The organism is Paucisalibacillus algeriensis, from assembly GCF_000577245.1.
GTDB lineage: Bacteria > Bacillota > Bacilli > Bacillales > Amphibacillaceae > Ornithinibacillus.
Map to the genome: position 1 here is coordinate 1 of NZ_CBYO010000012.1, position 20904 is coordinate 20904.

General features: G+C 37.2%; 22 protein-coding genes, 1 rRNA gene and 2 other annotated features. All 23 genes read left to right on the forward strand.

Annotated features, from left to right (window positions below; genetic code table 11):
* The first annotated feature begins 46 nt into the window (after positions 1-46).
* The 23 genes from rrf to TY11_RS09195 all read left to right on the forward strand — a co-directional run bounded on the left by rrf (position 47) and on the right by TY11_RS09195 (position 20571).
* A 5S ribosomal RNA gene (gene rrf, locus TY11_RS09085) occupies positions 47-162 on the forward strand.
* Between the two features lie 252 nt (positions 163-414).
* On the forward strand, positions 415-1110 hold the full coding sequence (locus TY11_RS09090; protein WP_042145330.1) for an MgtC/SapB family protein: 696 nt from the start codon (positions 415-417) through the stop codon (positions 1108-1110).
* A 272-nt stretch (positions 1111-1382) separates the two neighbouring features.
* Entirely contained in the window at positions 1383-1844 is a 462-nt protein-coding gene (locus tag TY11_RS09095; RefSeq protein WP_042145332.1) for a CtsR family transcriptional regulator, read from the forward strand.
* 41 nt (positions 1845-1885) lie between these two features.
* Positions 1886-2431, forward strand: a complete 546-nt coding sequence (gene mcsA / locus TY11_RS09100) for a protein-arginine kinase activator protein McsA (RefSeq protein WP_042145334.1) — start codon at positions 1886-1888, stop codon at positions 2429-2431.
* The gene (gene mcsB, locus TY11_RS09105) at positions 2428-3492 is read left to right on the forward strand and encodes a protein-arginine kinase McsB (RefSeq protein WP_042145336.1); all 1065 of its coding nucleotides are present in this window, start codon (positions 2428-2430) and stop codon (positions 3490-3492) included. The genes mcsA and mcsB overlap by 4 nt, the downstream gene beginning before the upstream one ends.
* A 17-nt stretch (positions 3493-3509) precedes the next feature.
* The gene (clpC, locus tag TY11_RS09110; RefSeq protein ID WP_042145338.1) at positions 3510-5936 is read left to right on the forward strand and encodes an ATP-dependent protease ATP-binding subunit ClpC; all 2427 of its coding nucleotides are present in this window, start codon (positions 3510-3512) and stop codon (positions 5934-5936) included.
* A 212-nt stretch (positions 5937-6148) separates the two neighbouring features.
* Positions 6149-7522 (forward strand): DNA repair protein RadA, encoded by a 1374-nt coding sequence (gene radA / locus TY11_RS09115; RefSeq protein WP_042145340.1) that lies wholly within the window; start codon positions 6149-6151, stop codon positions 7520-7522.
* A gap of 192 nt (positions 7523-7714) precedes the next feature.
* Positions 7715-8806, forward strand: coding sequence for a PIN/TRAM domain-containing protein (locus TY11_RS09120; protein WP_042145342.1), 1092 nt, complete (start codon positions 7715-7717; stop codon positions 8804-8806).
* Between the two features lie 377 nt (positions 8807-9183).
* Positions 9184-10653, forward strand: coding sequence for a glutamate--tRNA ligase (gene gltX, locus TY11_RS09125; RefSeq protein ID WP_042145343.1), 1470 nt, complete (start codon positions 9184-9186; stop codon positions 10651-10653).
* Positions 10654-10801: 148 nt separating this feature from the next.
* Positions 10802-11018, forward strand: a binding site (T-box leader).
* A gap of 58 nt (positions 11019-11076) precedes the next feature.
* Positions 11077-11724 carry a serine O-acetyltransferase gene (cysE, locus tag TY11_RS09130; RefSeq protein WP_042145345.1) on the forward strand — a complete coding sequence of 216 codons (648 nt, stop codon included), beginning with the start codon at positions 11077-11079 and terminating at the stop codon, positions 11722-11724.
* A 2-nt stretch (positions 11725-11726) separates the two neighbouring features.
* The gene (gene cysS / locus TY11_RS09135) at positions 11727-13127 is read left to right on the forward strand and encodes a cysteine--tRNA ligase (RefSeq protein WP_042145347.1); all 1401 of its coding nucleotides are present in this window, start codon (positions 11727-11729) and stop codon (positions 13125-13127) included.
* Positions 13128-13130: 3 nt separating this feature from the next.
* Complete coding sequence (locus TY11_RS09140; RefSeq protein ID WP_042145349.1) at positions 13131-13529, forward strand: Mini-ribonuclease 3; 399 nt, start codon at positions 13131-13133, stop codon at positions 13527-13529.
* Positions 13529-14272 (forward strand): 23S rRNA (guanosine(2251)-2'-O)-methyltransferase RlmB, encoded by a 744-nt coding sequence (rlmB, locus tag TY11_RS09145; RefSeq protein ID WP_042145351.1) that lies wholly within the window; start codon positions 13529-13531, stop codon positions 14270-14272. Before TY11_RS09140 ends, rlmB begins: the two co-directional genes overlap by 1 nt.
* A gap of 2 nt (positions 14273-14274) precedes the next feature.
* Positions 14275-14784, forward strand: a complete 510-nt coding sequence (locus tag TY11_RS09150) for an NYN domain-containing protein (protein WP_042145354.1) — start codon at positions 14275-14277, stop codon at positions 14782-14784.
* A gap of 441 nt (positions 14785-15225) precedes the next feature.
* Positions 15226-15876, forward strand: coding sequence for an RNA polymerase sporulation sigma factor SigH (sigH, locus tag TY11_RS09155; RefSeq protein WP_042145357.1), 651 nt, complete (start codon positions 15226-15228; stop codon positions 15874-15876).
* A gap of 70 nt (positions 15877-15946) precedes the next feature.
* Positions 15947-16096, forward strand: a complete 150-nt coding sequence (gene rpmG / locus TY11_RS20100) for a 50S ribosomal protein L33 (protein WP_081755885.1) — start codon at positions 15947-15949, stop codon at positions 16094-16096.
* Positions 16097-16155: 59 nt separating this feature from the next.
* Entirely contained in the window at positions 16156-16329 is a 174-nt protein-coding gene (gene secE / locus TY11_RS09160; RefSeq protein ID WP_042145359.1) for a preprotein translocase subunit SecE, read from the forward strand.
* A gap of 149 nt (positions 16330-16478) precedes the next feature.
* Entirely contained in the window at positions 16479-17012 is a 534-nt protein-coding gene (gene nusG / locus TY11_RS09165) for a transcription termination/antitermination protein NusG (RefSeq protein ID WP_042145361.1), read from the forward strand.
* Positions 17013-17413: 401 nt separating this feature from the next.
* Complete coding sequence (rplK, locus tag TY11_RS09175; protein WP_042145365.1) at positions 17414-17839, forward strand: 50S ribosomal protein L11; 426 nt, start codon at positions 17414-17416, stop codon at positions 17837-17839.
* Positions 17840-18016: 177 nt separating this feature from the next.
* Positions 18017-18709: a 50S ribosomal protein L1 gene (gene rplA / locus TY11_RS09180; protein WP_042145368.1), complete on the forward strand. Its 693-nt coding sequence runs from the start codon at positions 18017-18019 to the stop codon at positions 18707-18709.
* Between the two features lie 48 nt (positions 18710-18757).
* Positions 18758-18887 (forward strand) — a sequence feature (ribosomal protein L10 leader region).
* A gap of 40 nt (positions 18888-18927) precedes the next feature.
* Positions 18928-19428 (forward strand): 50S ribosomal protein L10, encoded by a 501-nt coding sequence (rplJ, locus tag TY11_RS09185; RefSeq protein WP_042145370.1) that lies wholly within the window; start codon positions 18928-18930, stop codon positions 19426-19428.
* Positions 19429-19492: 64 nt separating this feature from the next.
* The gene (gene rplL / locus TY11_RS09190; RefSeq protein WP_042145372.1) at positions 19493-19858 is read left to right on the forward strand and encodes a 50S ribosomal protein L7/L12; all 366 of its coding nucleotides are present in this window, start codon (positions 19493-19495) and stop codon (positions 19856-19858) included.
* Between the two features lie 110 nt (positions 19859-19968).
* Positions 19969-20571: a class I SAM-dependent methyltransferase gene (locus tag TY11_RS09195; RefSeq protein WP_042145375.1), complete on the forward strand. Its 603-nt coding sequence runs from the start codon at positions 19969-19971 to the stop codon at positions 20569-20571.
* Positions 20572-20904 lie beyond the last annotated feature (333 nt).

Genomic DNA, 20904 nt, shown 5'->3' on the forward strand with positions numbered 1-20904 from the left:
TCCCGTCCTGGGAACAACACAGAACGACATACATCCTGTATGCCTGTCTGGTGACGATGGCGAGAAGGTCACACCTGTTCCCATACCGAACACAGTAGTTAAGCTTCTCAGCGCCGATGGTAGTTGGGGCATTGCCCCTGTGAGAGTAGGACGTTGCCAGGCAAATTAAAAGCCAAGAGATATTTAATATTCTCTTGGCTTTTTTTATTATAAAAAATTATAATCCCACAAGAAAACCTCCTTAGGCTAACTCGTATGTAGCCAAAAACAGACTAAATACAATTATAGAAATATAAATTAAAAGCACAAAGCCCTAGTTCAAAAATGAGCTAGGGCTTAAATAAAATAATTCAAAACTCATATTTACATTTTGAAAGACTAAACTGATAATATATATAAAAGAAGGAGATAAATATGAATTCAATCTTTTCACACTTAATAGATGAAAACTTTCTACTTATTATCGTTCGTGTACTTATTGCCTTATTTTTATCAGGGTTAATAGGATTTGAACGAGAATTAAAAAACCACTCTGCGGGATTTCGTACACACATCCTTGTAGGGGTGGGCTCTTGTTTAATGATGGTGCTATCCTTGTATGGATTTGAAGCATACATAGAAAAATATGAAAATGTACGTTTTGATCCAGCAAGAATTCCATCCTACGTCATTAGTGGTATCGGTTTCCTAGGTGCCGGTACTATTATGGTATATGGTGGTACTATTAGAGGATTAACCACTGCAGCATCCATATGGGCAGTTGCTGGCCTTGGTTTAGTTGTTGGCGCTGGTATGTATGCAGTTGCGTTATTTACAACATTAATTATATTATTGAGCCTGGTTTTCTTGAATAATTTCGAAAAGTTATTTACGAAAGGGAAGAGCTCAATGGTTGTAGAGATTGTCTCCTACCCTAATCTTGCAATTAATAAGGTCGTTTCCGTATTTGAAGAAAGTAATTTAAAGGTCAGACAGGTTGAGGTATTAAAAGTAGAAAATGATCTCCGAAGTATTTTTATTAAAGTGGAACCGAACGAGGGATTTAATCGAATTAAATTATTTGAAAGTCTTTCTAGTATTGATGCAGTAAAAAGTGTTTCTGAAAGGTAGGCTCCTCATGAAAATCCCGTACATCAAGAACATTGATACGGGATTTTTCTTGGTTGAAATTTGTAACCTTCCTAGTCAAGTTCTCTAAACTTAGATTTATAAGGTGAAAAAAGTTCAGATAGATTGTTTTGTTTTTTTACCAATTTGTCAACAATAGATAGGGTGAGAATGGTTGCATCTGATTAAAATTGAAGTATAATAAAAATATAGTCAAAGTTAGTCAAAGTCAGGGAAGAAAGCTGGATTACTCTTGGATTTAGGGAGGGAATCAATTGAGCAATATTTCAGATGTAATTGAACAATATTTAAAAAAGGTATTACAGGCAAAAGGTCAAGATGCCATTGAAATAAAGCGAAGTGAAATTGCAGATAGGTTCCAATGTGTTCCATCTCAGATAAACTATGTAATTAATACTCGCTTTACCATTGAGAAAGGCTATATCGTTGAAAGTAAGCGTGGTGGTGGAGGCTACATTCGTATCATAAGAATAAGGCATCGAGATAAATCAGACATGATAGACGAAATTATTAAGTTAATAAATCCTACTGTTACTCAACAAGCTGCCTATGATGTATTAGAGCGACTTGTGGAGGAAGAAATTATTACGACAAGAGAAGCAAAGATAATGGCTAATGGAATCGGCAGGGAAACGTTAGCTTTTAAACTGCCTTTAAGAGATGAAATTAGAGCACGTATTTTAACTGCTATGTTGTCGACATTAAAATATTTATAATCAACATATTAGTTTTAGGTTAACAGTAAGGGGGAAAAACAATGGAGTGTCATGAATGTCAAGAACGGCCAGCCACCCTACATTATACACAAGTAATTAATGGCCATAAAACTGAAGTTCAAATTTGCGAAGTTTGTGCGAAAGAAAAAGGTTACATGACCTATCCAGAAGAGGGGTATTCTCTTCATAATTTACTAACAGGTTTATTTAATTTTGACACAACTCATGTGAGCACACCAGGAACTCATATACAAAAAGAAAAAGAACATCAATGTCCAAAATGCGGATTAACTTTTTCAGAGTTTAAACAGATTGGTAAGTTTGGTTGTGGGGAATGCTACCATACTTTTTCTGGAAGTCTAAATCCTATATTCCGACGAGTTCATAGTGGAAACACGGAGCATCGAGGGAAAATTCCGAAACGAAAAGGTGGCAGTTTACATCTAAAGAAGCAAGTTGTTACGTATAAAGCTGAATTACAGGAGTTAATTATGAATGAGGAATTTGAACAAGCTGCTGTTATTAGGGATAAAATCAAGGAATTAGATGCAAAAATAAATCAAAAAGAAGCAGGTGATAGCAGGTGACACTTCAACACTTTATGAATGAGGCGATTAGTCCTTGGATGCGAGAACAGGGTCCAAATCATGACATTGTTTTAAGTAGTCGCATTCGTTTAGCAAGAAACTTTGCTGATGTGCCATTTCCTATCATTGCAGATCAAAAGGAATTAGAAGAGATTAGGGAGTTCTTTAAAAAGCATTATGAACATCGCTCATTTGAAGAGTATCAGAACTTTGAGTTTATCTCCATACGTGATTTAACAGCAATTGAAAAAAGTGTATTAGTAGAAAAGCACTTAATTAGTCCTTTACTTGCAAAAAAAGAGGGGGCAGCAGCTACTTTAATCTCAAACAACGAGCAAGTATCCGTCATGATTAATGAGGAAGATCATATCCGCATACAAATCTATTTTCCAGGATTACAATTAACCAAAGCTCTAAATAAAGCACTAGAATTTGATGATTGGATTGAAGAAAAGGTTAATTATGCTTTTGATGAGAAACGTGGATTCTTAACAAGTTGTCCTACAAATGTTGGTACGGGTATGAGAGCCTCAGTTATGATGCACTTACCAGCCCTTGCCATGACAAAGCAAATTAATAGAATGATGCCAGCAATTAATCAATTGGGACTTGTAGTTAGAGGGATTTATGGTGAAGGCAGTGAAGCATTAGGAAACATTTTTCAAATTTCAAATCAAATCACCCTTGGAAAAGCAGAGGAGCATATAATAGAAGACTTAGAGAGTGTTGTTCAACAACTAATAGAGCATGAACGTAAGGCTAGAACAAGAATTCTTGAACAATCTGGAATGGAATTAGAAAATCGTATTTTTCGGTCATTAGGAGTATTGGAATATAGTAGAATTATTGAATCCAAGGAAGCTGCTAGATGTTTATCGAATGTTCGATTAGGAATCGATTTAGGAATCATTAAAAATGTTTCTCGTAATATACTTAATGAACTGATGGTTTTAACCCAACCCGGATTTTTACAGCACTACGCAAAGAAGACGTTAACTATGGCGGAGAGAGATATACTTAGAGCGTCTTTAATTCGAGAACGATTACAATTTGAGGAATAGGTAGGAGGAAATCTTATATGATGTTTGGACGTTTTACTGAAAGAGCTCAAAAAGTACTAGCGCTATCACAAGAAGAAGCCGTACGTCTTGGTCATAATAACATTGGCACGGAACATATTTTACTGGGACTCGTGCGTGAAGGGGAAGGAATAGCTGCAAAAGCTCTTGAATCATTGGGACTGGAAGTTTCTAAGATTCAAGAGGAAGTGGAAAAGCTTATTGGAACTGGTAAGCAACCAATGCAAACCATACATTATACACCAAGAGCAAAGAAAGTGGTTGAACTTTCACAAGATGAAGCACGTAAATTGGGTCATTCCTATGTTGGGACTGAACATATATTACTTGGATTAATTCGAGAGGGTGAAGGTGTTGCTGCTCGAGTTTTAAATAACTTAGGTGTGAGCTTAAATAAAGCCAGACAACAAGTGCTTCAATTATTAGGTAGTAATGAGTCACAGGCAGGTAGACAAGGCCGTGGACAGGCAACGAGCGCCAATACACCGACACTAGATTCACTTGCGCGTGATTTAACTGCTAGCGCAAAGGAAGGAAATATTGACCCGGTTATAGGGAGAAGTAAAGAAATTGAACGTGTCATTCAAATATTGAGCCGTCGTACGAAAAACAATCCTGTATTAATTGGAGAACCAGGTGTGGGTAAAACTGCTGTAGCGGAAGGACTTGCACAACAAATTGTGAATAATGAAGTGCCGGAGACATTACGTGACAAACGAGTAATGACCCTTGATATGGGAACGGTTGTTGCTGGTACAAAATATCGTGGTGAATTTGAGGATCGTCTAAAAAAGGTAATGGAGGAAATTCGTCAAGCTGGCAATATAATTCTGTTTATTGATGAATTACACACCTTAATAGGTGCTGGTGGTGCAGAGGGTGCTATTGATGCATCCAATATTTTAAAACCATCTCTAGCACGTGGTGAACTACAATGTATTGGTGCTACTACTTTAGAAGAGTACCGTAAATATATTGAAAAGGACGCGGCCCTAGAAAGAAGATTCCAACCTATTCAAGTAGATGAACCAACTTTTGAAGAAACCATTCAGATATTAAAAGGACTGAGAGATCGCTATGAAGCACATCATCGTGTAACGATAACAGATGAGGCGATTGAAGCGGCTGCGAGTTTATCGGATCGTTATATTACAGATCGCTTTTTACCGGATAAGGCAATTGATTTAATTGATGAAGCTGGTTCAAAAGTAAGACTTCGTTCATACACTGTACCACCAAATTTAAAAGACTTAGAACAGAAGTTAGAAGAAGTACGTAAAGAAAAAGATGCAGCAGTACAGAGTCAAGAATTTGAAAAAGCAGCATCTTTAAGAGATTCAGAGCAGCGACTTCGTGAAGAGTTAGAAACGACGAAAAATGAATGGAAAGAAAAGCAAGGTCAAGAAGATTCCCAAGTAACTGTAGAAGATATAGCAAGTATTGTTTCCATCTGGACGGGTGTACCTGTATCCAAATTAACAAAAGATGAGAGTGAGCGACTACTTAATCTAGAAGAGTTACTACACGGTCGAGTTATTGGCCAGGAGGAAGCTGTTAAAGCTATTTCTAAGGCTATTAGAAGGGCTAGAGCAGGCCTTAAAGATCCAAAACGCCCAATAGGTTCCTTTATCTTCCTAGGACCAACAGGAGTCGGAAAAACAGAATTAGCACGTGCCCTTGCAGAAGCAATGTTTGCAGATGAAAATGCTATGATCCGAATTGATATGTCTGAATATATGGAGAAGCACTCAACTTCTCGTCTGGTTGGCTCTCCTCCAGGATATGTAGGATATGAAGAAGGGGGTCAACTAACAGAAAAGGTACGTAGAAAACCTTATTCTGTTGTACTGTTAGATGAAATAGAAAAAGCCCATCCGGAAGTATTTAATATCTTGCTCCAGGTGCTTGAAGATGGACGTTTAACAGATTCAAAGGGACGCGTAGTAGACTTCCGTAATACTGTGTTAATTATGACATCAAATGTAGGTGCAAGTGAATTAAAACGTAATAAGTTTGTCGGATTTAATTTAGAAGAGAATGGAAAAGACTATGCTAATATGAAATCGAAAGTTCTCGATGAATTAAAGAAAGCCTTCCGTCCAGAGTTTCTAAATAGAATTGATGAAACGATTGTATTCCACTCTCTAGAGAAAAAGCACATGAAGAGTATCGTCACGTTAATGATAAAAGACGTTCAAAAGCGCTTAGTGGAACAAGATATTGACTTTACACTTACAGATAAAGCAGTTGAAAAAATCGCTAATGAGGGGTTTGATCCGGAGTATGGTGCTAGACCATTACGTAGATCAATCCAAAAAAACATCGAGGATCTTTTATCGGAAGAGTTATTGAAAGGTACCATAAAAATTGGGCAAAAGGTGAAAATAGGTCTTAATAACAAAGGAGATTTTATCATTTTGTCTTAATGAAAACCGATAAAATCTAATATAAAAACTAGAAGGAATTCTCCCTTCTAGTTTTTTTCTTTAGCCGAAGAATGTGATACGATGCGAATATGAAGTTTGTTTGTATAATATGTGGCAGACTTTAGGAATTTTGACTTAAATTGATAGATTCCTGTAACCATAGAGGAATATTAAACGTATATAATAGAGATATCCGAAGGGACTGAATAGGGTTGGCAAAGATAAAGACCAAGTTTGTTTGTCAAGAATGTGGATATGAATCCGCAAAGTGGATGGGGAAATGTCCGGGCTGTAACAATTGGAATAGTTTTGTAGAAGAAACCTCCATCACTGGTAAACAAACAAGACATACATTTAGTGGTATAACTACTGCAGGAAGTAAGCCAGAAAAGATAACATCCATCGTATCAAAACAGGAACCACGTATTTCAACGGATTTGAAAGAATTAAATCGTGTATTAGGTGGAGGTATTGTTCCAGGTTCACTTGTTTTAATAGGGGGAGACCCGGGTATTGGTAAGTCTACGTTATTATTACAGGTCTCTCAACAGCTTGCAAAAAAACAACTGCCAGTTTTATATATTTCCGGTGAAGAATCAACTAGACAAACCAAGCTTCGTGCAGAACGATTAGGAGTTAGTTCCGATTCACTGTATGTACTGGCGGAAACAAATCTACTTAGTATTACAAATCATATTGAACAGTTAAAACCTTCACTTGTTATCATAGACTCCATCCAAACGATCTATCGTGAAGAGGTAACAAGTGCTCCAGGTAGTGTTTCACAGGTTCGTGAATGTACAAGTGAGCTGATGCGAATTGCCAAAACTAGTGGTATTCCAATTCTTATTGTTGGACATGTTACCAAAGAAGGTGCAATTGCTGGTCCAAGGTTACTTGAACATATGGTGGATACGGTCCTTTATTTTGAAGGGGAAAGACACCATACTTATCGTATATTACGTGGAGTTAAAAACAGGTTTGGAAGTACGAATGAAATGGGTATTTTTGAAATGAAGGAAGAAGGATTACGGGAAGTATTAAATCCTTCTGAAATATTTCTGGAAGAAAGATCACAGGGGTCTGCCGGCTCTACTGTAGTTGCATCTATGGAAGGAACAAGGCCTATACTAGTAGAAATTCAAGCTCTTATATCGCCTTCTAGCTTTGGTAATCCAAGGAGAATGGCAACTGGAATTGATCATAATAGAGTATCCTTATTAATGGCTGTATTGGAAAAACGGGTAGGGCTAATGCTGCAAAACCAAGATGCTTATATTAAGGTTGCAGGAGGAGTGAAACTGGACGAGCCAGCTATAGACTTAGCAACGGCAATAAGTATTGCTTCAAGCTTTCGAGATAATCCGACAAAACCAGATGATATTTTTATTGGAGAAGTTGGATTAACCGGTGAAATTAGACGGGTATCCCGAATTGAGCAGCGGGTACAAGAGGCAGCAAAACTAGGATTTAAACGTGTGATTTGTCCACAAAATAATCTTGATGGATGGACTTTTCCAAAAAACATTGAGGTAATTGGAGTTAAAACAATTCAGGAAGCATTAAATATTGGGATTCCGAGATGATAGTTTAAAAAAATACTAGAATTTTGTCGAAATTCCGTTGACTTCCATATTGCACTGTGATAAAATTTAATGTTTTGCCAATTTGATTGTTTGTTAAAGCTATGCTATGATGGTGAAGTACCACTCTAATTTCAAAATAATGGTTATTTTTTTAGGTTAATAGGCAATAATAGTGGTTAGGAGGTGACAGTGGTGCTGAAAAAGATTGTACATTTATTTTTTATCGTTTCAGGAGCTACCATTGGGTATTTATATATACCGTATATTATTAGGCTATTAGATTTTACCGATTTGACATGGGTTGAATCACCATTTTTAGGAGCAGCATTAGGTGCTATTATATTATTTGTTATTTCCTATTGGATTGCTGATTATATTGTAGATTTTTTAAGGTGGATAGAAGAAGGCTTAGTAAAAATACCAATTGGTGATCTACTCTTGGGAAGCCTTGGCTTAATAATTGGTTTGGTAACAGCGTTTTTAATTAATCTACCAATCCAAGAAATTCAAATTGAGTTTGTGTCCAATGTAATCCCACTATTCATAACAATTCTATTGGGGTATTTTGGATTCCAGGTTGGATTTAGAAGACGTGACGAATTATTGAATCTAATTAGTATTAATCGTAAGGAAAAAAAGAAGGTTTCTTCTGATAACGATAGTTCTGATATTAATCCCCGTCCAAAGATACTAGATACTAGTGTTATTATTGATGGACGTATTGCAGATATATGCCAAACAAACTTCTTAGAAGGAACAATCGTCATTCCACAATTTGTTCTAGGTGAATTACAGCATATTGCGGATTCATCCGATGTATTAAAGCGTAACCGTGGAAGACGAGGGTTGGATGTTTTAAATCGTATTCAAAAAGACCTACCTATAAAAGTAGAAATCTATGAAGGCGACTTCGAGGAAATACATGAGGTTGATAGTAAATTAATAAAGCTTGCTAAGGTAATCGATGGTATTGTCGTTACAAATGACTTTAATCTCAACAAGGTTTGTGACCTACAAGGTGTACACGTACTAAATATTAATGACCTGGCAAATGCTGTGAAACCTGTTGTGTTACCAGGTGAAGAACTGATGGTTCAAGTTATAAAAGATGGTAAAGAACAAAATCAAGGAATTGCTTATTTAGACGACGGGACAATGATTGTAGTTGAAGAAGGCAGAAATTATATTGGAAAAACGATTGAAGTACTTATAACTAGTGTTTTACAAACATCTGCCGGCCGCATGATCTTCGCAAAACCAAAATTACTTGAAAAAGCCCTATAAAAAAGGTATAACTTATATTGAGAATAACAATAAATAAAAGTGATAACATCCAGTGTTATCACTTTTTGTTATAATGGAAAAGGAATAATATTTTCTTAGGCTTTGTCTTTATTTAAATGATTTTGATTATGTATGTACGGAAACTAAATGTGAAGCACTGAGCGGTCCGAATACACGAAGAATCCTGCGGGAGGATAGGCATAGGTGAGAGACCCCGCAGTGCGATAGCACGAGGAGGCTCACCAGCCGCCCGCGGAAAGCGAAGTGTATTCGGACCGCGGGTACCATATACATTCTAGCCCAAGCAGCCTAATGAGAAATATAAATCTTATTTATTCAAAACATAATTAAACCAATAAAGAAGGAAGAGACCAAACATGACAAAAGAAGTTCGCGTGCGCTATGCACCAAGCCCAACAGGCCATTTACATATAGGAAATGCACGAACAGCACTATTCAACTATTTATACGCAAAACACTTCGACGGAAAATTCATTATTCGAATAGAAGATACAGACGAAAAACGTAACGTAGAAGGCGGCGAAGAAAGCCAACTAAAATACCTTAAATGGTTAGGTATTGAGTGGGACGAAGGCGCAGACGTTGGTGGAAACTACGGTCCGTATCGACAAATGGAACGCTTAGATATTTATAATAAATATGTTAATGAGTTAATTGAAAGAGGATTAGCTTATAGATGTTATATGTCAGAAGAAGAGCTGGAAGCAGAGCGCGAGGAACAAATTGCGAACGGACAACCACCGAAGTATTCAGGTAAACACCGTGATCTAACTCCTGAACAAATGGCAGCTTATGAAGCGGAAGGTCGTAAAGCTAGTATCCGTTTCCGAGTTCCTGATAATGTAACCTATACATTTAACGATATCGTTCGTGATGAGATTAAATTTGAATCTAGTGATTTCGGTGACTGGGTTATGGTAAAGCAAAATGGAGTTCCTACGTATAATTTTGCTGTTGCTATTGATGATCATTTAATGAATATTACCCATGTTTTCCGTGGTGAAGAACATATTTCAAATACACCGAAGCAGCTTATGATATATCAAGCCTTTGGCTGGGATTCACCAACATTTGGCCACATGACGTTAATATTAAATGAAGACCGTAAGAAATTAAGTAAACGTGACTCCCATATTATTCAGTTTATTGAACAATACAAAAATCTTGGGTATTTACCGGAAGCAATGTTTAACTTTATTACTCTACTCGGTTGGTCGCCAGTTGGTGAAGAAGAAATCTTTACTAAGAGTAAGCTTATCGAAATCTTTGATCCGGAAAGATTGTCAACATCACCAGCAATTTTTGATGTGCAAAAATTAAAATGGATGAACAACGAATACATTAAAGCATCTGAACTAGACAAGGTAATAGATCTTGCTATGCCACATCTAGTTGAAGCTGGAAGGCTTTCTGAAGACATGGATGAAGAAACTCGGGAATGGGCTGAAAAGGTTATAGGGTTGTACCGAGAACAATTGCGTTTTGGTCAGGAGATTGTAGAGCTAACCGACATGTTCTTTAATAAAACAGTAGAACTTGACGAAGCGGCTAAAGAAGTTCTGGCAGAAGAGCAAGTTCCTGAAGTACTTCAAGTATTTACTGACAAACTAATACACTTAGATGAGTTCAACAAAGATACAATTAAAGACCAAATAAAAGCCACACAAAAAGAAACAGGACACCGCGGTAAAAAACTATTCATGCCAATCCGCGTAGCAACAACCGGACAAACCCACGGCCCAGAACTACCACTAGCAATTGAGCTATTAGGTAAAGAAACAATCGTAGAACGATTAGATAATTTATTAAAAGAATTGGGAGCATAAGATTTTAATTTAATGTTTTTATTTTTCCGTAAGTAGAAAGCATATTCTGGTTGCGGACATCGTTAGGAAATTTTGCAAGATATTAAGTGAAAATTGAGCAATCCAATTCACATTTCACCCAAACTATAATATAGTAATAATACATTAATAAAGAGCGTTGAAAAGGGAAAGTAATAGTTAGAGAATTACACAGAGAGAATCACCTTGGCTGGAAGTGATTTTAATTACTAACTACGAAGTGCCCCTTGGAGTCCGTTATGGAAAAGTACAGTACATAACGGCGGTTCTCTCCCGTTACGAGAGCATAAGTTGGAAGGCTAACTCGCCTTCAAACAGAGTGGAACCGCGCTAAAAGCGTCTCTGTGTTTATACACAGGGGCGCTTTTTTGTTATATTTACTATTTCACTTTAGGGGGATGGAAAATGGGTTTTTTTAAGCGGATGAAGGAAGACATGGATGTTGTATTTGAACAGGATCCAGCTGCAAGAACCTATCTAGAAGTATTTTTAACCTATTCTGGATTACACTCTATATGGTCTCATCGTATTGCCCATTGGTTTTATAAACGCAAGTTATTTTTCATTGCTCGCTCCATATCTCAGGTAAGTCGATTTTTTACTGGGATAGAAATCCATCCAGGAGCCAAGATTGGGAGACGCTTTTTTATTGACCATGGAATGGGTGTTGTCATTGGTGAAACCTGTGAAATTGGGGATAATGTAACCGTCTTTCAAGGTGTTACATTAGGTGGAACAGGAAAGGAAAAAGGAAAACGACATCCTACTATAAGAAATAATGCTCTAATTGCGTCGGGGGCTAAAGTGCTAGGATCCATCACCATAGGTGAGAATGCAAAAATAGGTGCTGGTTCAGTTGTATTAAAAGATGTACCAGATAATTCGACTGTGGTTGGAATTCCAGGAAAAGTAGTCATTCAAGATGGGAAAAGAGTAAGTCGCGATTTGGAACATAATAAATTACCAGACCCGGTTGAGGATCGATGTGCAGAGTTGCAAAAGGAAATCGATATGTTAAAAGAGGAAATTACGAAATTGAAGGAAGGGAAATAGAAATGGCAATTACAATTTATAATACGTTATTACGAGATAAACAAGAATTTAAACCAATTGAAGATGGAAAAGTTCGTATGTATGTATGTGGCCCAACGGTTTATAACTATATTCATATTGGAAATGCCCGTCCTGCAATAGTTTTTGACACAGTTAGAAGGTATTTAGAGTACAAAGGATACCATGTTGATTATGTTCTAAACTTTACCGATGTTGATGACAAGATTATTAAGCGAGCTAATGAAATAGGCGAAGATGTATTTGCGGTATCTAACCGTTATATTGATGGATATTTGGAAGATGTTACAAAACTTGGGGTGAAACAGGCAACTCATAACCCGAGGGTTACAAATACAATGCAAGAAATCATCGGATTTATTGAAAGCTTAGTGGAAAAAGGTTATGCCTATGAAGCTGATGGTGATGTCTACTTCAAACCCAGAGCTTTTGAAGGTTATGGAAAGCTCTCCCATCAATCAATTGATGAGTTAAGATCTGGGGCTAGGATTCAGATTGGGGAAAAGAAGGATGATCCACTAGATTTTGCATTATGGAAAGGAGCAAAAGAAGGAGAAATTTCTTGGGGTTCTCCTTGGGGTAAGGGCCGTCCAGGTTGGCATATAGAATGTTCGGCAATGGCAAAGAAATATCTAGGTGAAACAATCGATATACATGCAGGTGGACAGGATTTAACTTTCCCTCATCATGAAAATGAGATTGCCCAATCAGAAGCGAATAATGGTAAGACCTTTGCTAACTATTGGATGCATAATGGGTATATTAATATTAATAATGAAAAAATGTCGAAGTCCCTTGGCAATTTTGTGTTAACAAGAGACCTATTAGAGAGTCATGATCCAAATGTTATTCGTTTCTTTATGCTAAGTGTTCATTATCGTAATCCAATTAATTTTTCCGATGATTTATTAGAATCTGCGAAAAATAGTTTGGAAAGAATAATAACGTCTTATCAAAACTTAGAGCATCGGAGAGAGTCCAGTACAAATCTTGATAAAAACGCACAAGAATGGCTTGATAAGATTGACTCATTTAAGCACCGCTTTGAAGTGGAAATGGATGATGATTTCAACACTGCAAATGCTATATCCGTATTATTTGATTTAACGAAAGAGGCAAATGTTTATTTGAATCAGGACCACACATCTGTGAAAGTTATTAATTATTTCCAAGAGAAGATACAGGACTTCCTAGAAGTATTAGGCATAACGATCCAAAATGAGGAATCGCTATTAGACGAAGAGATAGAGAAGTTAATTGAAGAAAGAAATGAAGCTAGAAAATCACGGAATTTTGCTCGTGCGGATGAGATTCGTGACTTGTTAAAAGAGAAAAATATAATATTAGAGGATACACCACAAGGGGTACGTTGGAAGAGAGGCTAAGGTATGGAATCCGATATCAAACAAATGAAAAGCCTGGCCCTCGCCTATATGGGTGACGCAGTTTATGAGGTGTACGTACGGAAACATTTATTAGAAAAAGGGACTGTCAAACCGAACCAGCTACATCAGGAAGCAATTACATTTGTATCTGCTAAAGCTCAGAATGCTGTATTAAGAGGATGGTTGGAGCAGGGGATACTCTCTGCTGAAGAAGAAAGTATTGTAGCGAGAGGTCGAAATGCTAAGTCGGGTTCAGTCCCTAAGCATACTAGTGTACAAACCTATCGTTATTCAACAGCATTTGAAGCTTTAATAGGCTTTCACTATTTATCCAAAAATGAGAGCCGACTACAAGAGTTATTGCAATTAGCCATTCAATATCTAGAAGGGAGGAACAGCTAATGGATCAGGAAATGATTGTGGGGAAAAATCCCGTTATAGAAGCACTTAATTCAGGCCGATCGGTTAATAAAGTTTTAATATCTGATCAATTAAACCCGAATTCCCAAGGGAAAATCGTCCAACTTGGCAAATCAGCTGGGACGATTGTACAGAAGGTTCCTAGGACTAAGCTTGATCATTTGACTGATGAGAACCACCAAGGTGTAATAGCTTATGTTGCTTCTTACCAATATGCTTCAATAGATGATTTATTTTCAAGAGCTAGGGAACGAAATGAAGAGCCGTTCTTTATAATCTTGGATGAGCTAGAGGATCCTCATAATTTGGGTTCTATTTTACGGACGGCTGATGCCACTGGTGCACATGGTGTTATTATTCCGAAACGACGCTCAGTAGGGTTAACCGCAACGGTTGCCAAAACAGCAGCGGGAGCACTTGAACATATACCTGTTGTACGCGTGACCAATATCGCAAGTACCATTGATGAACTAAAGAGTAAACATGTATGGGTTGTTGGGACAGAAGCGGAAGCAACAGAAGATTATAGAAAGCTTGAAGGCACACTTCCAATTGCAATAGTAATCGGTAATGAAGGAAAAGGAATGAGTAGACTGGTACGCCAAAAATGTGATTGGACTGTAAGCCTTCCGATGAAAGGTGAGGTTTCTTCTCTTAATGCTTCTGTTGCCTGTAGTTTACTGTTATATGAGGTCTTTCGAAAAAGATTCCCAGCGGGTGTTTAGTTATGGTTGTATTGATAGTTGACGGCTATAACATTATTGGTGATTGGGACGAGCTGAAGCGTTTGAAACAGAAGGATATGGGGCAAGCCCGTGATCGTCTTATTGAATTAATGGCTGAATATCAGGCGTATTCAGGAATTCGAGTAATCATAGTATTTGATGCATATTATGTTCGTGGTATGGAAAACAAGCTGAAACAATATAAGGTTGAAATCATCTTTACAAAGGAGAAGGAAACAGCGGACGAGTGTATTGAACGTTTAGTAAAGAAACTTAAAAACGTCAAAACACAAGTTTATGTTGCTACCTCCGACTACACCGAACAAAGGGTTACATTTGGACAAGGCGCACTTCGGAAATCGGCAAGAGAACTGGCCATCGAAATAGACGACCTTGAACATGAAATCACACTAAATGTAGCACAACACGAAAAAGCAAAACCGAAATCAAAAATACCATTACCAGATGACATATTGGAGAAGTTTGAAAAATGGAGAAGAGGGGATATATAAGTAACACAACTCCCCGATTCTCTTTTTTTAAGGGCTATTTCCTGCGCTAGCATTGGGTAAACAGTTTACTCCACTAAATAATACATTAACAATCATTATCTAGAAACGATTACTAGCGTAGGCAGAATACAGAGACTCCTGCGGGAGGCTCACCAGCCGCCCGCGGAAAGCGGAGTATTCTGCCGGATCCTAGCTTCGCAAATATTTAAAAGGTTACCGCACAATATCTATCTACTATTTGTTAGGCTATACTAACCTAAAAAACAACAATGTTCTAGAAAACGGCATTTGTAAAAAACATTCTAGACTTTTTTCTCTGAGTGACAGAAAAGTTCACTTATCTATTTTCAAAAACGTTAGAAAATTAAAGCTATTGAGTTATTGAAACGCTTACGGTATAATTGGTTGTAAAAATTGACACCGCGTCAAGGGGGCTTCCGGATGAACATCAAGCAATTAATCAAAGACAACGACAAATTACTCACGCTTGATGATGACGATATATTAGAACTGGTACATCAAGGTGATAATCAGGCGTTAGATTATTTAATACATAAATATAAAAACTTTGTCCGGGCAAAAGCTAGAACTTATTTTTTAATAGGAGCAGATAAAGAGGATATTATTCAAGAAGGAATGATAGGCCTTTACAAGGCTATCCGTGATTATAATGAAGACAAGCTCACTTCATTTAAAGCATTTGCTGAATTATGTATTACCAGACAGATTATTACAGCGATTAAGACCGCCACAAGACAAAAGCATATCCCATTAAATTCATATGTTTCATTGGACAAGCCTATCTATGATGAGGAGTCAGATCGAACATTACTTGATATAATTGCTGGTTCAACAGAGATTGACCCACAAGAATTATTGGTAAACCAAGAAAAATTTGGTGACATGGAAATAAAACTCTCGGAATTATTAAGTGAATTTGAAAGAGGAGTACTCCGCTTATATCTCGAAGGAAGAACATATCAAGAAATATCAGCCGAGTTAAAACGACATGTAAAATCTATTGATAATGCACTTCAGCGAGTGAAAAGAAAGCTGGAACAATTAATGGAAGCAAACGAAGTGAATCTCTAGCGAGCGTTGACACATCTGGACAACCATGCTACATTTAAATGAGAAAAACCCTAAATTCCGGGGTGACATTATGACGAAGAAAATTATATTAGCGTGTGCAATCTGTTCAAGCAGAAATTATACCACTAGTAAAAATGTCTCCACGCAAGCAACACGCATGGAAGTGCGCAAATATTGTAAGACATGTGGGCAACATACATTGCATCGCGAAACAAAATAATTTAGATATTATAAATAGTTTACGCATTTTCAAGGCTTTAGTTTGGGGAGGGCACAAGCATGTTTAAGTTTCTATCAAATGTATCTAGAGAAATGAAAAAGGTTAGCTGGCCAAAAGGTAAGGAATTAACAAGCTATACAGTAGTTGTAATTTCCACAGTGGTATTTATGGCTGTTTTCTTTGGAGTGATTGATTTAGGAATTTCAGAGCTCTTGAACTTATTTTTTGAATAAATTTCCTATAAATATGCTATAATGAACAATGGATACAATATTTATTTAAAAAAACCCGGCTTATCGGGTTTTTTTAATATGAATTTTTTGCTATTTTTGATCGTGATTTACCTATAAAGGGAGGGACGGGCAACTATTGTCCTAATTTAATGGAGAAAAACTGGTATGTTGTTCATACTTATTCAGGGTATGAAAATAAAGTTAAAACCAATTTAGAGAAGCGTGTGGAAACGATGGGAATGGAAGATAAGATCTTTCGTGTTATCGTTCCGGAAGAAGAAGAAACAGAAATTAAAAACGGTAAAAAGAAAGTACAAAAAAAGAAAGTATTCCCTGGCTATGTCTTAACGGAAATGATTATGACGGATGACTCCTGGTATGTAGTAAGAAACACACCAGGAGTAACCGGATTTATCGGATCTAGTGGTGGTGGAACAAAACCTACCCCGTTATTACCTGGTGAAGCAGAAGCAATCTTAAAACGAATGGGTATGACAGAACCAGTTGTTCAAGTGGACTTCGAACTAAAAGAAAATGTTCGAGTTAACGATGGACCATTCGCAAATTTCACGGGAACAATTGAACATATTGATATTGATAAACAAAAAGTAAAAGTACACGTCAACATGTTCGGTAGAGAAACCCCAGTAGAACTAGACTTCGCACAAGTGGAGAAAATATAAGGTTGTTTCTTTATAGAAAAAGATTCAGGACTAGAAAAGGTAATATTGATATTTGCACTGAGCGGTCTGAATACACGGAGACTCCTTGAAAAAGAAACCCACTTTTTCTGCGTGAGATGTGTTGCTGCCGAAGCGTTCCTTGGGACTGAGACTGTGTTTGCTCGTCCCACCGAAGACCTTTTGCTCATACTCGCCCCTATGCTGGAAGTAAAGGCGAAGTGTATTCAAACCGAGGGTATGGAATTGCATGATAAATTACAGAAATAATTAAGTAGCTACTTGCATTTTTTTCTGATTCATGCTAAACTTCTTTTGTTATTCATGCCCTCAGGGTGTGAAATCTGAGTGGGAGGGGAAAATCCCCAATTTACCACATCACGGACTTTAAGGAGGTGTGTCTCGTGGCTAAAAAAGTAATCAAATTAGTAAAATTGCAAATTCCAGCTGGTAAAGCGAATCCGGCTCCACCGGTAGGACCTGCACTTGGTCAAGCTGGTGTTAATATCATGGGATTCTGTAAGGAATTCAATGCGCGTACACAAGATCAAGCTGGTTTAATTATTCCAGTTGAAATCACTGTATTCGAAGACCGTTCATTTACATTTATTACGAAAACTCCGCCTGCTGCTGTATTGCTTAAAAAAGCGGCTGGTTTAGATTCAGGTTCTGGAGAGCCTAATAAAAACAAGGTTGCGACGTTAAAACGTGATAAAGTAAGAGAAATTGCAGAAACTAAAATGCCAGATTTAAACGCCGCTGACGTAGAAGCAGCGATGCGCATGGTTGAAGGAACTGCACGAAGCATGGGTATTGTTATTGAAGACTAATACTCTTTAAAACTAATTCTTTAAGGTTGCGGTTATGGTCTTCCGTTTCGCGCAACCTTTTTCGTGAAAACAATCTGCTTGATAGTAGATTGTCTTGCAAGCTTTATAGAAGCCAATACGCGCTTTTATAAGTGGGAGGTATTACCGTTATTACCACAATAGAGGAGGAAATTTATAATGGCTAAAAGAGGTAAAAGATATCAAGAAGCGGTAAAGCTTGTTGATCGCACTAAGCAATACGATATAAGTGAAGCTGTTTCTTTATTAAAAGAAACTGCAAAAGCTAAATTTGATGAAACTGTAGAAGTTGCTTTCCGTTTAGGTGTTGACCCTAAGAAAGCTGACCAACAAATCCGTGGTGCTTTTGTATTACCACACGGTACTGGTAAAACACAACGTGTGCTAGTATTCGCTAAAGGTGAGAAGCTTAAGGTAGCAGAAGCTGCTGGAGCTGACTATGTAGGAGATCAAGATCTTATCAATAAAATCAACCAAGGTTGGTTTGAATTTGATGTAATCGTAGCAACTCCTGACATGATGGCTGAGGTTGGTAAACTAGGACGTATTCTAGGACCTAAAGGCCTAATGCCAAACCCTAAAACTGGAACTGTAACGTTTGAAGTTGAGAAAGCAGTTAAAGAAATTAAAGCTGGTAAGGTTGAATATCGTGTAGATAAGCAATCTAATATCCACGTTCCAGTTGGTAAAATTTCATTTGACGACCAAAAGCTTATTGAAAACTTTACAGCACTTGTAGAAACAATTGTTAAAGTTAAACCGCAAGCAGCTAAAGGTGTCTACATGAAGAATGTATCTATTACATCTACTATGGGACCTGGAATCAAAGTTGACGTTTCAAACTACCGTTAATTGGTAATTGACTTTTCGGAGTCAATTCGGTATACTATTTTTTGTTGATAAATTAAATACGTTGTACCGTAGACAGTAGGTGCTTAATTGCTTAATATCCTACCGAGGTGTTTGAAACAAGTGATAAATTTGTTTGTTCGAGCCTTCATGTCTACATGAGGGCTCTTTTATTGAAGAGACTCGTAAACGGTATGATGAAACTAACGGGAGGTGGAACAATGTCAAAGGTAATGGAAAAGAAACAGCAACTAGTTCAAGAAATCGCTGATAAACTACGTGGAAGTCAATCAACAGTTTTAGTTGATTACCGTGGACTTGATGTTGCGGAAGTAACTCAGCTTCGTAAAGAATTACGTGATGCTGGTGTTGAGTTTAAAGTTTACAAAAACACAATGACACGCCGTGCTGCTGATGATGCAAACCTAAGCGAGTTAAATGAATCATTAGTTGGACCGACTGCTATCGCTTTTAGTAAAGACGATGTAATTGCTCCTGCTAAGATTCTAAGCAACTTTGCTAAAGAACACGATGCTCTAGAAATTAAAGCTGGTGTATTGGAAGGTAAAATGGTATCACTTGAACAAATCAAGGAACTTGCAGACCTACCAAACTACGAAGGAATGCTTTCTATGCTACTCAGCGTACTACAAGCACCAATTCGCAACTTTGCACTTGCTACAAAAGCTGTTGCAGATCAAAAAGAAGAACAAGGCGCGTAAGTTGAGGAATACTCAACAACTTGCTTACGAATAAAAACAATAATAACCTAGGAGGAACTAAAAAATGACTAAAGAGCAAATTATCGATGCTATTAAAGAAATGTCTGTTTTAGATCTTAACGATCTAGTTAAAGCAATTGAAGAAGAATTTGGAGTAACTGCTGCAGCACCTGTTGCTGTTGCTGGTGGAGCTGCTGCTGGCGGTGCTGCTGAAGAACAAACTGAATTTGATGTAGTACTAACTAGCGCTGGTGCTTCTAAAATCAAGGTTGTTAAAGCAGTTCGTGAAATCACTGGTCTTGGCTTAAAAGATGCTAAAGACTTAGTTGATAACGCACCTAAAGCTGTTAAAGAAGGCGTTTCTAAAGAAGAAGCTGAAGAAGTTAAAGGTAAACTTGAAGAAGCAGGCGCTTCTGTAGAAGTTAAATAATTAAATTTTATTAAAATTAAAATGAGCTCGTCGTATTTTCTTCCGACGGGCTCTATATTTAGGCTGAAAGTATCTTCTCTTATACATATTACATTAAAGTAGGTGCCCAAATGTCTGAGCATTACTTTTCAGAAAAACCCCAATCTAAAAGTTCACCCAATCAATTGAATTACAGACTAAGAGACAAGAACTACACATTCACAAGTGATGTAGGTGTGTTTTCAAAAAAAGAAATAGATTTTGGAACTCGATTACTAATTGAGACATTTACGCCACCTAAAATTCCTGGAAATGTATTGGATTTAGGGTGTGGCTATGGACCGATTGGCATCACAATAGCGGATCTGTTGGTTGATCGCATAGTATTCATGGCGGATGTAAATGAACGTGCCTTGAATCTGGCGAAGTCTAACGCAGAACGAAATAATGTAACGAATGTTCAATTTGTGAAGAGTGACCAGTTTTCAGGGATTAAGGATCAACAGTTTGCGGCGATTATAACAAATCCACCAATAAGAGCCGGGAAAAAGGTTGTTCACGGAATGTTTGAAGGTAGTAAGGAAAAGTTGCATAAGGGCGGAGAGCTTTGGGTAGTGATACAGAAGAAACAAGGTGCACCGTCAGCTATTCAAAAAATGGAAAGTCTATTTGGAAATTGTGAGATTGTTGAACGCAGCAAAGGTTATTGTATTTTGCGCTCAATAAAAGATTGACTTCTATTGCTTGACTATGATAATATAATAAAATGCTAATATGGGGTTATTTTGTCAAGAGGAATTTTTTGCAGAATAAAGAAAAGTGTATATTTCATTGGTTAACGGAAACAATGATAGAATCGAGTAAATGAGCGTTCTATCTGTTTTTCTAGTTTACGGAGTTTATGAATTGGATTCTTATTATTGCTTTTCTATTCTAAAATCATACCCCATAATCTTGAATATGACAAGTAATTATTTTATTCAAGAAATTAGAATGGGCATTTATTATGTCCCATTAAGGTTTGTCTTTTTTAGTATAAACCTATTTGTTTTATCAGTTGTGAAAAC

What these genes read in the sequence shown, in the direction of transcription:
- TY11_RS09090 (WP_042145330.1), top strand. Translation starts at nt 415, where the DNA reads ATGAATTCAATCTTTTCACACTTAATAGATGAAAACTTTCTACTTATT.
- mcsA (WP_042145334.1), top strand. Translation starts at nt 1,886, where the DNA reads ATGGAGTGTCATGAATGTCAAGAACGGCCAGCCACCCTACATTATACA.
- clpC (WP_042145338.1), top strand. Translation starts at nt 3,510, where the DNA reads ATGATGTTTGGACGTTTTACTGAAAGAGCTCAAAAAGTACTAGCGCTA.
- gltX (WP_042145343.1), top strand. Translation starts at nt 9,184, where the DNA reads ATGACAAAAGAAGTTCGCGTGCGCTATGCACCAAGCCCAACAGGCCAT.
- cysE (WP_042145345.1), top strand. Translation starts at nt 11,077, where the DNA reads ATGGGTTTTTTTAAGCGGATGAAGGAAGACATGGATGTTGTATTTGAA.
- cysS (WP_042145347.1), top strand. Translation starts at nt 11,727, where the DNA reads ATGGCAATTACAATTTATAATACGTTATTACGAGATAAACAAGAATTT.
- TY11_RS09140 (WP_042145349.1), top strand. Translation starts at nt 13,131, where the DNA reads ATGGAATCCGATATCAAACAAATGAAAAGCCTGGCCCTCGCCTATATG.
- rlmB (WP_042145351.1), top strand. Translation starts at nt 13,529, where the DNA reads ATGGATCAGGAAATGATTGTGGGGAAAAATCCCGTTATAGAAGCACTT.
- TY11_RS09150 (WP_042145354.1), top strand. Translation starts at nt 14,275, where the DNA reads ATGGTTGTATTGATAGTTGACGGCTATAACATTATTGGTGATTGGGAC.
- sigH (WP_042145357.1), top strand. Translation starts at nt 15,226, where the DNA reads ATGAACATCAAGCAATTAATCAAAGACAACGACAAATTACTCACGCTT.
- rpmG (WP_081755885.1), top strand. Translation starts at nt 15,947, where the DNA reads ATGACGAAGAAAATTATATTAGCGTGTGCAATCTGTTCAAGCAGAAAT.
- secE (WP_042145359.1), top strand. Translation starts at nt 16,156, where the DNA reads ATGTTTAAGTTTCTATCAAATGTATCTAGAGAAATGAAAAAGGTTAGC.
- nusG (WP_042145361.1), top strand. Translation starts at nt 16,479, where the DNA reads ATGGAGAAAAACTGGTATGTTGTTCATACTTATTCAGGGTATGAAAAT.
- rplA (WP_042145368.1), top strand. Translation starts at nt 18,017, where the DNA reads ATGGCTAAAAGAGGTAAAAGATATCAAGAAGCGGTAAAGCTTGTTGAT.
- rplJ (WP_042145370.1), top strand. Translation starts at nt 18,928, where the DNA reads ATGTCAAAGGTAATGGAAAAGAAACAGCAACTAGTTCAAGAAATCGCT.
- rplL (WP_042145372.1), top strand. Translation starts at nt 19,493, where the DNA reads ATGACTAAAGAGCAAATTATCGATGCTATTAAAGAAATGTCTGTTTTA.
- TY11_RS09195 (WP_042145375.1), top strand. Translation starts at nt 19,969, where the DNA reads ATGTCTGAGCATTACTTTTCAGAAAAACCCCAATCTAAAAGTTCACCC.